Source organism: Belnapia mucosa (genome assembly GCF_016775475.1).
Lineage (GTDB): Bacteria > Pseudomonadota > Alphaproteobacteria > Acetobacterales > Acetobacteraceae > Belnapia > Belnapia mucosa.
In genome coordinates this window covers 183,616-195,254 of sequence record NZ_JAEUXJ010000009.1, presented here as the reverse complement: position 1 = coordinate 195,254, position 11,639 = coordinate 183,616, and the positions used below count along the sequence as shown (strand labels likewise).

The 11,639-nt window shown below is 74.3% G+C and carries 13 protein-coding genes; 7 read left to right on the top strand and 6 right to left on the bottom strand.

Going from position 1 to position 11,639, the window contains the following annotated elements; genetic code table 11:
* Positions 1-243, bottom strand: a complete 243-nt coding sequence (locus JMJ55_RS20170; protein ID WP_202827396.1) for a hypothetical protein — start codon at positions 241-243, stop codon at positions 1-3.
* Positions 244-300: 57 nt separating this feature from the next.
* Here JMJ55_RS20170 and JMJ55_RS20165 point away from each other — a divergent pair, with 57 nt between their 5' ends.
* The 4 genes from JMJ55_RS20165 (at position 301) to def (ending at position 4,312) form a co-directional block, all read left to right on the top strand.
* Positions 301-1,206, top strand: a complete 906-nt coding sequence (locus JMJ55_RS20165) for a LysR family transcriptional regulator (protein ID WP_202827395.1) — start codon at positions 301-303, stop codon at positions 1,204-1,206.
* Between the two features lie 94 nt (positions 1,207-1,300).
* Positions 1,301-2,182, top strand: a complete 882-nt coding sequence (locus tag JMJ55_RS20160; protein ID WP_202827394.1) for an NAD(P)-dependent oxidoreductase — start codon at positions 1,301-1,303, stop codon at positions 2,180-2,182.
* The gene (locus JMJ55_RS20155) at positions 2,175-3,698 is read left to right on the top strand and encodes an aldehyde dehydrogenase family protein (RefSeq protein ID WP_202827393.1); all 1,524 of its coding nucleotides are present in this window, start codon (positions 2,175-2,177) and stop codon (positions 3,696-3,698) included. Before JMJ55_RS20160 ends, JMJ55_RS20155 begins: the two co-directional genes overlap by 8 nt.
* Positions 3,699-3,712: 14 nt before the next feature.
* Positions 3,713-4,312 carry a peptide deformylase gene (gene def, locus JMJ55_RS20150; protein WP_202827392.1) on the top strand — a complete coding sequence of 200 codons (600 nt, stop codon included), beginning with the start codon at positions 3,713-3,715 and terminating at the stop codon, positions 4,310-4,312.
* A 9-nt stretch (positions 4,313-4,321) separates the two neighbouring features.
* Here def and JMJ55_RS20145 read toward each other — a convergent pair whose 3' ends face one another.
* Complete coding sequence (locus tag JMJ55_RS20145; protein ID WP_202827391.1) at positions 4,322-4,801, bottom strand: cupin domain-containing protein; 480 nt, start codon at positions 4,799-4,801, stop codon at positions 4,322-4,324.
* 87 nt (positions 4,802-4,888) lie between these two features.
* On the opposite strand from JMJ55_RS20145, the gene JMJ55_RS20140 reads away from it, so the two are divergent.
* A complete protein-coding gene (locus JMJ55_RS20140) occupies positions 4,889-5,338 on the top strand; it encodes a MarR family winged helix-turn-helix transcriptional regulator (protein WP_202827390.1) in 450 nt (149 codons plus the stop codon).
* A 13-nt stretch (positions 5,339-5,351) separates the two neighbouring features.
* Here JMJ55_RS20140 and JMJ55_RS20135 read toward each other — a convergent pair whose 3' ends face one another.
* The 4 genes from JMJ55_RS20135 to JMJ55_RS20120 all read right to left on the bottom strand — a co-directional run bounded on the left by JMJ55_RS20135 (position 5,352) and on the right by JMJ55_RS20120 (position 9,133).
* Positions 5,352-6,155, bottom strand: a complete 804-nt coding sequence (locus tag JMJ55_RS20135) for an ABC transporter permease (protein ID WP_202827389.1) — start codon at positions 6,153-6,155, stop codon at positions 5,352-5,354.
* A complete protein-coding gene (locus tag JMJ55_RS20130) occupies positions 6,152-6,907 on the bottom strand; it encodes an ABC transporter ATP-binding protein (protein ID WP_202827388.1) in 756 nt (251 codons plus the stop codon). Before JMJ55_RS20130 ends, JMJ55_RS20135 begins: the two co-directional genes overlap by 4 nt.
* Positions 6,908-7,028: 121 nt before the next feature.
* Positions 7,029-8,126: a hypothetical protein gene (locus tag JMJ55_RS20125; protein WP_202827387.1), complete on the bottom strand. Its 1,098-nt coding sequence runs from the start codon at positions 8,124-8,126 to the stop codon at positions 7,029-7,031.
* Positions 8,123-9,133, bottom strand: a complete 1,011-nt coding sequence (locus tag JMJ55_RS20120) for a hypothetical protein (protein WP_202827386.1) — start codon at positions 9,131-9,133, stop codon at positions 8,123-8,125. The genes JMJ55_RS20125 and JMJ55_RS20120 overlap by 4 nt, the downstream gene beginning before the upstream one ends.
* Positions 9,134-9,262: 129 nt before the next feature.
* Between JMJ55_RS20120 and JMJ55_RS20115 the strand changes: the two genes are divergently transcribed.
* Together JMJ55_RS20115 and JMJ55_RS20110 are read left to right on the top strand one after the other, a co-directional pair.
* Positions 9,263-10,000 (top strand): metallophosphoesterase family protein, encoded by a 738-nt coding sequence (locus tag JMJ55_RS20115; protein ID WP_202827385.1) that lies wholly within the window; start codon positions 9,263-9,265, stop codon positions 9,998-10,000.
* A gap of 159 nt (positions 10,001-10,159) precedes the next feature.
* Positions 10,160-11,572 (top strand): bifunctional heptose 7-phosphate kinase/heptose 1-phosphate adenyltransferase, encoded by a 1,413-nt coding sequence (locus JMJ55_RS20110; protein WP_202827384.1) that lies wholly within the window; start codon positions 10,160-10,162, stop codon positions 11,570-11,572.
* The last annotated feature ends 67 nt before the right edge of the window (positions 11,573-11,639 follow it).

Genomic DNA, 11,639 nt, shown 5'->3' with positions numbered 1-11,639 from the left:
CTAGGCTTCCGGCCGCAGCCCGGTGACGGTCCGCGCACCGAGCAGGCAGCCGAGCGCGATGCCCGCCCAGGGCTGGCCGCCGACCGCGCCGAGGCCCAGCGCGGCGATGCCGACCAGCAGCGGCAGGCGGCCGCGCCCGGCGGCGATGATCTCGTACCAGAGGCCCATGGCGACGCCGGCCGCGATGACGCCGAGCAGCCAGAGCTGCTCCGGGAGCGGGGAAAGGATGGACAATTCGGTCATGCCGCATCCTCCCACCCTGCGGTTGCCAGACAGTTGCTCCACCATGATCCTGGGGCGATGAACGACCGCGCGCTTCGCTACTTCCTGGCCGTGCTGCGCGCCGGCTCGATCCGCGGCGCGGCGGAAGCGCTGCATGTCGCCGCCTCCGCCATCAGCCGCCAGGTGGCGGAGTTGGAGGCGCAAAGCGGCGCGCCGCTGCTGGAACGCCTGCCCCGCGGCGTCGCCCCGACCGAGGCCGGGCGCCTCGTCGCCGAGCACGCCGCACGCCGGGCCGAGGAGGCGGCGGCGCTCGGCGACCGGCTGCGCCGGTTGCGCGGGGTGGAGGCGGGGATGGTGCGCCTCTGCTGCGGCGGCGGCTTCCTCGCCGATCTGGTGGACCATGCGCTGGCCGGCTTCGCCGCGGCGCATCCCGGCATCACCTATCAGGTCAGCCTTGGCGGAACCGACCGCATCCAGGCGGCGGTCGCGGAGGGCGAGGCGGATCTCGGCCTGGCCTATAATCCTACCGCGCATCCCGGCCTCCGCTCCCTCGCCAGCGCCCGGCAGCCGCTGGCCGCCATCCTGCGGCCCGACCATCCGCTCGCAGCCGAGCCTGGCCCGCTGCCGCTGCACCGTTTCGCCGGCATCCCCTGCGCCCTGCTGCCGCCGGATCATGGCGTGCGCCGCCTGCTCGGCCGGGTGGAAGCGGATGCGGGTTTCCGCCTTTCCGTCCGGCTGGAAACCGGCTCGATCGAGTTGCAGCGGCGCTTCGTCCTGGCCGGGCTGGGCGCCACCTTCCTCCCCGCCTTCGCCGCCGCGCCCGAATTGCCGGCCGGGCAGCTCCTCGCCCTGCCGCTGGCCGATCCGCTGCTGGCCGAGGCGAGCGCGCATCTCTTGGTCCGCGCCGGACGGCGCCTGCCGGAAGCCGTGGAGCGTCTGGCCGCCTGCCTCGCCACTGGGCTGGACGCCCTTCGCCCCGCCTGACCCATCGCAAAACGGCAACGCCCTGTTCGGAAAGCGCTGCTTGCGGCAACGCTGGCCGCGCCCGATCCTCGCCCCGGTGGCAGGAGGGCAGGGGATGGCAATCCGGACGGTCGGCGTGGTCGGCCTCGGCAATATGGGCCTCGGCATGGCGGGGTCGCTGCGCCGCGCCGGCTTCGCGGTGCTCGGCCACGACATCAGCGAAGCCCGCCGCGCCGCGGCCAGCGCCGCCGGGATCGAGGCCCGCGCCAGCCTCGCCGAGGTGCTGCACGGCGCCGAGGCGCTGGTCTTCTCCCTTCCCCTCGCCCGCGATGTGGAGGCGCTGGCGACCGCCCCGGGTGGGCTGCTGGAACGCCGCGACCGCAAGCTGGTGGTCATCGACACCTCCACCTCCGATCCCGGCACCTCCCGCCGCCTCGCCGCAAGGCTGGCCGAGGCGGGGCATGGGCTGCTCGACGCGCCGGTCAGCGGCGGGCCTTCCGGCGCGGCCGAGGGGACGCTGACCATGATGATCGGCGGCAGCGCCGAGGACCTGGCCCTGGTGCAGCCGGTGGTCGCCGCCCTCTCGGCGCGGGCGGTGCATGTCGGGCCTTCCGGTGCCGGCAATATCGCCAAGCTGGTGAACAACCTCCTCGTCGCCGGCCATCTCGCCCTGGCCGGGGAGGCGATGCGCCTGTCCGAAGCTGCCGGCCTGCCGGCCGAGGCGGTGCTGCCGGTGGTCAACGCCGCCACCGGCCGCAGCGCGGCGACCGAGGTCATGCTGCCCCGCTGGGTGCTGAACGGCGCCTTCGACAGCGGCTTCTCGGCCGGGCTGATGCGGAAGGATGTCGGCCTCGCCGCCACCCTCGCCGCCGAGACGGGGGCGCATCTGCCGCTGGCCGCCGCCATCGCCCGCCTCTGGGCCGAGACGCGCGACCGCGTCGCCGATCCCGACGACTTCACCCGCATTGCCGCCTTCCGGGAGAGCCCCCATGGCTGAGACCGCCGCCCGCATCGCCGAATTGCTGGCCGCCCTTCTGCCCGGCGGGCAGGTCGGCAGCCTCGTCGCTGGGGAGATCCTCCCCGGCACCGGCGCCCCGCTGGAGCTGGTGAACCCGGCCGATGGGCAGGTGATCCTGACCTATGCCGATGCCGGCGCCCCGGTGGTCGAGGCGGCGATGGCGGCGGCGCGCGAGGGCCAGCGCGACTGGTGGCGCATGACCGCCTCCGCCCGCGGCCGGGCGATGTGGGAGGTGGCGCGGCTGGTCCGCGCCGAGGCCGCGCCGCTCGCCGAGCTGGAGACGCTCTCGGCCGGCAAGCCGATCCGCGACACCGGCGCCGAGGTGCTGAAGGTCGCCGAGATGTTCGAATACTATGCCGGCTGGTGCGACAAGCTGCATGGCGAGGTCATCCCGGTTCCGACCAGCCATCTGAACTACACGCGGCCGGAGCCGCATGGGACGGTGGTGCAGATCACCCCCTGGAACGCGCCGATTTTCACCGCCGGCTGGCAGGTGGCGCCGGCGATCTGCGCCGGCAATGCGGCGGTGCTGAAACCCTCCGAGCTGACGCCGCTCACCTCCCTCGCCCTCGGCGCGCTCTGCCACCGGGCGGGGCTGCCGCGTGGCCTGGTCTCGGTCCTGGCCGGCGCCGGGCCGACCACCGGCGCGGCGGCCGTGGCCCATGCCGGGACGGGGCTGGTCGTCTTCGTCGGCTCGGCCGCCGCCGGGGCCGAGATCGCCGCGGCCGCCGCCCGCCACATCACCCCCTGCATCCTCGAACTCGGCGGCAAGTCGGCCAATATCGTCTTCGAGGATGCGGATCTCGACCGCGCCCTGCTCGGCGCCCAGGCGGCCTGCTTCGGCGCGGCGGGACAGAGCTGCGTCGCCGGCTCCCGCCTGCTGATCCAGCGGGGCGTGCGCGACCGCTTCATCGAACGCCTGGCCCGCGCCAGCGCCCGCATTCCGGTCGGCGCCCCGACCGACCCCGCCACCCAGATCGGCCCGATCAACAACCGCCGGCAATGGAGCCGCATCGCCGGCATGGTCGAGGCGGCGCGGGAGGGCGGCGCCCGCCTCGCCGCCGGCGGGGGCTGTCCGGAGGCGCTGCGCGGCACGGGCGGCTTCTACTACGCGCCCACCATCCTCGACGGCGTCGCCCCCGAGGCCGCGATCGCGCGGGAAGAGGTCTTCGGCCCCGTCCTCGCCGCGCTGAGCTTCGAGACGGAGGAGGAGGCGGTGGCGCTCGCCAATGCCACGCCCTATGGCCTCGCGGGGGCCGTCTGGACGCGGGATGTCGGCCGGGCGCATCGGGTGGCGGCGGCGGTCAGGGCCGGGACCTTCTGGATCAACGGCTACCGCAGCATCAGCGTCATGTCGCCTTTCGGCGGCTTCGGCCGCAGCGGCTTCGGCCGGTCCTCGGGGCGGGAGGCGCTGGCAGCCTATACGCGGACCAAAAGCGTCTGGGCGGAGACGGCGGAGGCGCCGCCGGCCGCCTTCGGCTATGGCGGGGAATAGGCTATCCTCCACCCATGGCCGTCCTCAAGATCGCCCGCATGGGCCACCCCGTCCTGCTCGAGCGCTGCCGGCCCGTCGCCGATCCCGGCGCGCCGGCGATCCGCCAGCTGGTGCAGGACATGTTCGAGACGATGGAGGACGCGCCCGGGGCCGGCCTCGCCGCGCCGCAGGTGCATGTGCCGCTGCGGCTCTTCGTCTTCCGGGTGCTGCCCAGCCGATCGACCGGGGCGCCCGATGACCGGGTCATCGGCAATACCGTGGTGATCAACCCGGTGGTGGAGCCGGTCGGGGAGGCAATGCAGATGCGCTGGGAGGGATGCCTGTCGATCCCCGGCCTGCGCGCTGCGGTGCCGCGCTTCGCACGCATCCGGTATTCCGGCGTCGATTGCGACGGGCAGCCGGTCTCGGCCGAGGTGGAAGGCTTCCATGCCGGCGTCGTCCAGCACGAATACGACCACCTCGACGGCATCCTCTACCCGATGCGGATGCAGGATTTCCGGCCCATGGGCTTCACCGAGGAGATCGGCCGGGCGGAGGAGCTGGGCGGGCGGATGGCGACGATCCATGCCGAATGGGATCGGCTGGCCGGGCCTGAAGAGATCCGCGGCCGCTGACCCGGCGGCTCAGGGCCGGGTGAAGGTGACGCCGTACCGGCCGCAGACCGCGACGACCTCCGCCGGGTCCATCCGGTCACCCATGCGGCGTCCCAGCTCGGCGAGTTCGGCGAACATGGCGCCAGTCCCGGTGCCCGGCGTGACGAGGACCAGCAGCCTGGCCGTCTCCGGCCCGCCGCAGCGGAAGCCATGGATGCGGCCGCGTGGGCCGTAGAAGAAGCCGCCGGCCTCGAGGCTGACCCCGCCATCGCCGCACCCATCGCCCTCGATGATGACGCGGCCCGCCAGCACGTAGAAGGCCTCGTCCTCGTCGCGGTGCCGGTGCAGCGGGATGCCGACGCCCGGCGGCACCGCGATCTCCGCGCAGGCCAGGGCGCCACCGGTCTCGGCCGCCTCCGCCTTGTAGGTCAGGCTCGTGCCCAGCACCCCTTCGGTGCGCCCCGCCCCCGGGAGCGAGAAGTGGTTCATCGCGCTGATCGCCTCGCTCATCCCTGGCTCCTTCATCACCGCAGATCGAGTGGACAGACTGCCTGACCAATATGGACAGAATGTCTGACTATGTGTCAAGCCTCGGCCATGGATGAACGGAACATCAGCGCGGCGGAGCGGACGATCGGCTACCTCCTCCGCCTGCCCTATGAACGGTTGTCGGAGCGCGTCTACGGCGCGCTCGCCGCACAGGGCTTCCCCGATATCCGTCCCGCCCACAGCGCCGTCTTCCGGCACATTGCGGGATCGGGATCGCGGGTGAGCGATCTGGCCGAGCGGGCACGGATGACGAAGCAGAGCATGGCCTACCTCGTCGAAGCGCTGGCCTCGGCGGGCTATGTGGCGGCCACGCCCGACCCGGCGGACGGCCGGGCCAAGCTCGTCCGCCTGACCCGGCGCGGCCGCGCAGTGTCCGAGACGCTCGTGCGGCTGAGCCGGGAGGCCGAGGAGGAGCTCGCCGCGCGGCTGCCGCCCGGCCGGATGGCGGCCCTGCGCCGCCTGCTCGGCGAACTCGCCGAGGTGCTGGAACGGTCCTGACCGCGTCCGGCGGCTATTCCCCGATATTCAGCAGCGCGCCCCGCACCCGTGCCGACTGGAATTGCCGCAGGAAGACCCAGCCCATCAGCGCCAGCCAGGCCGCATCCAGCGCGAAGGCGGCGACCAGATGCCCGGTGGCGATCCGTCCGTCCTGCAGCGCCGCCCGCATCCCCTCGAAGACATGCGCCGAGGGCAGGGCCAGCGCGACCGGCTGCAACCAACCGGGCAGGATGGCGACCGGGTAGAACACCGCCGAAAAGGGCGTCAGCCCGAACAGGATCGACCAGGCCAAGGCCTCGGCCCCCGCCCCATAGCGCAGGATCAGCGCAGTGACGCCGAGCGCGACCGCCCAGCCCATCATCAGCAGCGCGGCGAAGAAGGCCACCACCACCGGCCCCATGGCAAACAGCCCGAAGGCATAGAGCAGCCAGGCCAGCCCCACCGCCGGCAGCACGCCGACGACGACGCGGATCACGCTCATCCCCATCAGCGCCGCCACCAGCTCCCGCGGGCGGAGCGGGCTGACGAAGACATGGCCGAGGTTGCGCGACCAGATCTCCTCCAGGAAGGATAGGGAGAAACCCATCTGGCTGCGCAGCGCGACTTCCCAAAGCAGCACGCCGCCCAGCAGCGCCCCGGCGCCGATGGTCGCGGCATTGCTCGGCGCGGCGGCGAGGTAGGAGGTGACGAAGCCCCAGACCAGCATCTGCAATACCGGCCAGTACATCAGCTCCAGCACCCGCGGCCAGGACCGGCGGTAGAGCGCCAGGTGGCGGTAGATCAGGCCCCAGACCCGGCGCAGCGCGGCGCGGTTCATGGCACGGCCTCCGCCCGCTGCCGGCCGCGGGCGATGTCGAGGAAGACCTGCTCCAGGTCGTCGCGCCCGTATTTGCCGATCAGCCCGGCCGGGCTGCCGGAATCGACCATGCGCCCCCCCTTCAGCATCAGCACATGGCCGCAGAGCCGCTCGACCTCCGCCATGTTGTGGCTGGCGAGCAGGATGGAGCAGCCCGTCTCCGCCCGGTAGCGCTCCAGCCAGGACCGCACCCAGTCCCCCGTATCCGGGTCGAGGCTCGCCGTGGGTTCGTCGAGCAGCAGCAATTCGGGCCGGTTCACCAGCGCCTTGGCGAGCGCCACGCGAGTCTTCTGCCCGGCCGAGAGCTCCCCCGCCGGCCGGTCCAGCAGCTCGGTCAGCTGGAGCTGCGCCGCCAGCTCCGCGATCCGCGCCTCGGCCCGCGGCACGTCATAGAGATGCGCATAGACCCGGAGATTCTCGGCGACGCTGAGCCGGGAGGGCAGGGCGATATAGGGCGAGGAGAAATTCATCCGCGCCAGCGCCGCGAACCGGTCCCGCGCCATGTCATGGCCGAGCACGGTGATGCGCCCGCCGCTCGGCACCAGCAGGCCGAGCAGCATGGCGATGGTGGTGGTCTTGCCCGCGCCATTGCCGCCGAGCAGCCCCCAGGTGGCGCCGCGCGGCATGGAGAAGGACAATCCCTCCACCGCCGGCGGCGCATCGGGGGCGTAGCGCTTGCTCAGCGCCTCGGCGAGGATGGCGGGGCTGTCCATGGACCCGGCATAGAGCAATCTCCGATCAGGCGGAATCGCCTGGTCGGAGACATTGGCTCGCCCAAACAAATGCCTAGGGCGGCTTCCATGAGCCCCAGGCGAATGGAAACCGCTCTGGGTGTCAGCCGCCCGGCCGCAGCAACCGCCCCTCGAACAGGCGGATGCCCGCCTCCCAGCCCCAGCCGATGGCGGCGGCGCGATCGACCCCGCCGAGCACCACCGTGCCGCGATCGGCCGGCAGCGCTCCGGCCAGGGCCGGCAGGGCGGGCGACCAGCCCAGCCGCAGCCAATCCACCCCCAGCCCCCCTGGCGGCAGTGCCGGCAGCAGCGCCGGCGGCAGGTCGAGCGCGAGGCGCCAGCCGCGCAGCCGGCAGAAGTCGCGCGCGAAGGCGAAGCCGGCGGGATCGTGCAGCGCATCCGCGGCATCGAGGGTCAGCACCATCCGCCCCCGCCCCTGCGGCCCGAGCGCGGCGTCGAAGCGGAGGAATTCCGGCTCCGCCAGGGTTTCCAGCGCCAGCCGGAACCCCTCCTGCCCCAGCCGCCGCGCATCCCCGGGCCGGCCCAGCTCGGCCAGCAGCCGCCGTTCCGCCAGCCGCCGCAGCCGGCGGGACAGGGCCGGGGAGAGCGCCGGATCCACCCCCGGCAGCAGCGCGGCGCAGAGCTCCGTCCAGCGCAGCTCCCACTCCTCCCAGGCGGTGTCCGGCCCGCCACCCTCCGGTGCCAGGCGGCAGACCGGGCGGCGGACCAGGAAACGCGCCAGGCTGGCCTGGCCGAGGCTGCGCTCCATCGCCGGCAGGTCGCCGGCCGAGAGGGGTGGCCGCTCCGCCTCGGCGGCCGGGGCGGGCGTGCCGGGGGAGAGGCTTTCCTCCACCGCGGCCAGCAGCGCCGCGGCTTCCTCAGGCAGGCGCCGCCGGGCGAAGGGCCGCAGTTCCTCGGCGGCGAAGAGGATGCCGAGTTCTTCTTCGGCACCGCGCAGATGGCGGCCCTCGGGCGGCGCCACGGCGATGATGTCGCCATTGGGCAATTCGAAGACCCGGCCGCGGGTCGGGCGCAGCAGGGGCTCCAGCGCCTCCCGCACCAGCCGGCGGTGATGGCCGCGCCGCAGCCCGGCATCGAGGCCCGAGAGGCGGAGATGCAGCGCCTCCCGCACCAGCCCGGCCGCCACCGCCTCGCGCAGGTAATGCGCCAGCGCCAGGGCATCGCCGCCGGGCGCGCTCATGCCGCCACCTCCGTCGCCGGGCCGGTGGCGGCGGCGCCAAGCCGTGCCGCGAAGGCGAGGGCGGCCGGCCCGTCGCAGCCGGTCAGCACCAGCCGATCCGGCGGCAGGCGCCCGGGCAGCGGCCCCTCGGCCAGGGTCGGCGACCAGCGCAGCAGCAGCAGGTCGGCCGGCAGCCCGGCCGGATCGAAGGGGGTGGGCAAGGCCGCTTCCAGCGCCAGGCCCCAGCCGCGGGCCGCCAGCGCCTCCCGCCAGGCGGGCAGGGCGGGATCGGCGGCGGCGGCCAGGGGCAGCACGCCGAATTGGCCGGGGACGGCGCTCGGCGGCGGCAGGGCGGCGTGCGGCAGGGGCAGCAGCCGCCAGCCGGGCAGGTCCCGCGCCCAGGCGGCGAGGCCGGGCAGCAGCCGCGCCGCCAGCCGGTTGGCGGCATGCGTCATCAGATCATCATCCTCGGCCAGCGGGCCCAGCACCGCGGCCAGCGCGGCGCGCGACAGCCGCAGCCGCCGCCCGCGCTCCGGCACCGCCGCGCCGGGGCGGAGGATGGCGCGGTGACGCAGCACCCCATCGGCCGGCAGCGAATCCAGCCGCGCCTCCAGCCCTGCCAGGTCCGCGCCGGGCGGCGCCGGCGGCGCGTCCGGTCCCGCCAGCCGCGCCGTCTCGGCCCAGGCCAGCAGCGCCGCCGCATCCCGCGGCAGCAGCCAGAGCGTCACCGCCGCCGCATCCCCGGCGAGCCCAGCCAGCGACGCCGCCGCCCGCCGCGCCGCCCCGGCCATGGCGCCGAGCAGCAGCATCTCCCCAGCGCCGGTGTCGAAGACCGCGCCGCCGCCCGTCTCGGCGGCATCCTGCAGCAGCGCGCGCAGCAGCCGGCGCCGGGCCGGCAGCCCCATCGGCCCCGTGGGACGCAGCCGCAGCGCCGCCCGCCCCGCCGCCCCGGGCAGGGCCCGGCGCACCAGCGGCAGCAGCCCGGCCGGCCCCGGCGGGGCCGCCAATCTGGCTCCGGTCACGATCATGCGCTGTCCTGGCGCAGTGCGGTGCGGCACATCATCCTCTAAACTCGCGCCGGATGGTGAATGAAGCGCTAAACGATCTCCCGTGAGTTGTATCCCGCCCCAGACCCCCCGCCCCCGCCGAGGCCGCCGGTGACCCCGCGCCTCGGTCAGCTCGCCCCCGGCAACCTTCCGGCGGGCTGGCGCATCTATGCCGTCGGCGACGTGCATGGCTGCGTCGATCAGCTCACCGCGCTGCATGCCCTGATCGGCGAGGATGCCCGCGCCCGGCCGGCCGAGCGCGTCACCCTCATCCATCTCGGCGACTATGTGGATCGCGGCCCGGACAGCGCCGGCGTGCTGCGCCGGCTGGAGGAGGCGGGCGATGCGCTGCTCGGCGGCATCCCCGGCGAATTCGAGGTGGTGAACCTGCTCGGCAACCATGAGGTGATGATGCTGGATGCCTGCGACCCGCAGGCGCATCCCGGCGCCCTGCCCTTCTGGCTGGAGAATGGCGGCGCCGCGACGCTGACCAGCTACGGCGCCAACCCCGAGGACCCGGCCGCTTGCACCGCCGTCCCGCCGGACCACCTGGCGCAGCTCGGCGGCTTTCCGCTGCAATATGAGGCGGGCGACTACCTCTTCGTCCATGCCGGGGTGCGCCCCGGCATCCCGCAGGAGCGCCAGGACCCCTTCGACCTGGTCTGGATCCGCGAGCCCTTCCTCTCCTTCGAGGGCGACCTGCCGCTGGTGGTGGTGCATGGCCATACCCCGGCCGAGGTGCCGGTGGTGCGGCCGCACCGCATCGGCATCGACACCGGCGCCTGCTTCGGCGGCCCCCTCACCTGCCTCGTGCTCGAAGGCCACCGGATGCGCTTCATCTCGGCTTAGTCTTTGTTGGCGTCGGGCTTGCCCAACGGCCTGCGCCTGTGCGACCCCGTACAGGATAGGACCAGAACCCCGCCACGAAGCGGTTATGTTCCACGGGAAACACATCCCGTGCCGTCTCTCGCCTTGCGCGCAGACCCTGGCTTGGGCTACCGCAGTGCAATGCACGGCCCAGCGCCCGAACCCCGACCAGCCCCATCCGGCGCCATCCCGTCCGAGCTGCTGGAGGCGGTGCGCCAGCTCAAACGCGGCGCCGTCCTCGTCGTCGGCGACGCCATGCTGGACCGCTATGTCTATGGCCGGGTCGAGCGCATCAGCCCCGAAGCCCCCGTCCCGGTCCTCGCCGTGGACCGCGAGGTGGCGCTGCCCGGCGGCGCCGGCAATGTGGTGCGGAACCTGACGGCCCTCGGCACCGCCGTCGCCTTCGTCTCCATCGTCGGCGACGACCAGGCCGGCAGCGACCTCACCGGGCTGATCGGCGGCCAGCCGGGCGTCGAGCCCTGGCTGCTGGTCCAGGGCGGCCGCGCCACCACCACCAAGACCCGCTTCGTCGCCAGCGGCCAGCAATTGCTCCGCGCCGATCAGGAGCAGAACGCGCCGATCCACCCGCGCCTGGCCGACCGGCTGGTGCGGATCGCCGCCGACGCGGTGGCGGCCACCACCGTCATGGTGCTGTCGGACTACCGCAAGGGCGTGCTGGCCGGGAACACCCCCGCGCGCCTGATCACCGCGGCCCGCGCCGCCGGCCGCCGCGTGGTGGTCGATCCGCGCGGCGGCGACCCGGCCCGCTTCGCAGGCGCCGACCTGATGATCCCCGATTGCGCCGAGCTCGCCGCCGCCACCGGCCTGCCGACCGGCGGCGATGCCGAGATCGCGGCCGCCGCCCGTGCGCTGCGTGCCGCCCATGGCTTCGGCGCCGTCCTGGTCATCCGCGGCGAGGCCGGCGTGACCCTGGTGGATGAGACCGATACGGCCCGCCACCTCCCCGCCGATGTGGCGGAGATGATCGACCCGGCCGGTGCTGGGGATGCGGTGATCTCGGTCGCCGCGGCCGGCCTTGCGGTCAACCTGCCGCTGCCGCTCGTCGCCCGGCTCGGGGCGCTGGCCGCCGGCATCGCCATGGGCAAGTCCGGCATCGGCGTGGTGCGGGAGGATGAGTTCCTCGAGGTGCTGACCCCCGGCCGGCTCGCCGCCCGCAAGCTCGCTACCCGGGGCCAGGCGGCGGAGCGGGTGGAGGGCTGGCGCCGCGCCGGCCATCGCGTCGGCTTCCTCGCCGCCAGCACCGCCGCCGGGGAGCCGCAGGTGCTGACCCAGGCGCGCGACTGGTGCGACCGACTGGTGGTCGGCGTCGCCGATGGCGACCCGGCGGCCGAAGCCCTGGCCGAGCTGCCCGCGGTCGATCTCGTCATCCGCTACGGTGCCGAGACCGCGCTCGACCTGATCCGCATGCTGCGGCCGGATGTGCTGGTGCAGGATCCCGGCCGGGCGCCGGAGACGGTGCAGGGCGGCGACATCATGCAGGAATGGGGCGGCACCGTCCGCCGCGCCGTGCCGGAGCCCGAGCACGGCTTCTGACCGCCGGCTTTCAGCACGAGGTTGTGTTCGCCCCCCCGCCCGGGCTACAGCCGCCCCGCGTCCATGA

Coding starts and splice junctions, on each gene's coding strand:
- JMJ55_RS20170 (WP_202827396.1), bottom strand. CDS start 243: ATGACCGAATTGTCCATCCTTTCCCCGCTCCCGGAGCAGCTCTGGCTG.
- JMJ55_RS20165 (WP_202827395.1), top strand. CDS start 301: ATGAACGACCGCGCGCTTCGCTACTTCCTGGCCGTGCTGCGCGCCGGC.
- JMJ55_RS20160 (WP_202827394.1), top strand. CDS start 1,301: ATGGCAATCCGGACGGTCGGCGTGGTCGGCCTCGGCAATATGGGCCTC.
- JMJ55_RS20155 (WP_202827393.1), top strand. CDS start 2,175: ATGGCTGAGACCGCCGCCCGCATCGCCGAATTGCTGGCCGCCCTTCTG.
- def (WP_202827392.1), top strand. CDS start 3,713: ATGGCCGTCCTCAAGATCGCCCGCATGGGCCACCCCGTCCTGCTCGAG.
- JMJ55_RS20145 (WP_202827391.1), bottom strand. CDS start 4,801: ATGAGCGAGGCGATCAGCGCGATGAACCACTTCTCGCTCCCGGGGGCG.
- JMJ55_RS20140 (WP_202827390.1), top strand. CDS start 4,889: ATGGATGAACGGAACATCAGCGCGGCGGAGCGGACGATCGGCTACCTC.
- JMJ55_RS20135 (WP_202827389.1), bottom strand. CDS start 6,155: ATGAACCGCGCCGCGCTGCGCCGGGTCTGGGGCCTGATCTACCGCCAC.
- JMJ55_RS20130 (WP_202827388.1), bottom strand. CDS start 6,907: ATGGACAGCCCCGCCATCCTCGCCGAGGCGCTGAGCAAGCGCTACGCC.
- JMJ55_RS20125 (WP_202827387.1), bottom strand. CDS start 8,126: ATGAGCGCGCCCGGCGGCGATGCCCTGGCGCTGGCGCATTACCTGCGC.
- JMJ55_RS20120 (WP_202827386.1), bottom strand. CDS start 9,133: ATGATCGTGACCGGAGCCAGATTGGCGGCCCCGCCGGGGCCGGCCGGG.
- JMJ55_RS20110 (WP_202827384.1), top strand. CDS start 10,160: ATGCACGGCCCAGCGCCCGAACCCCGACCAGCCCCATCCGGCGCCATC.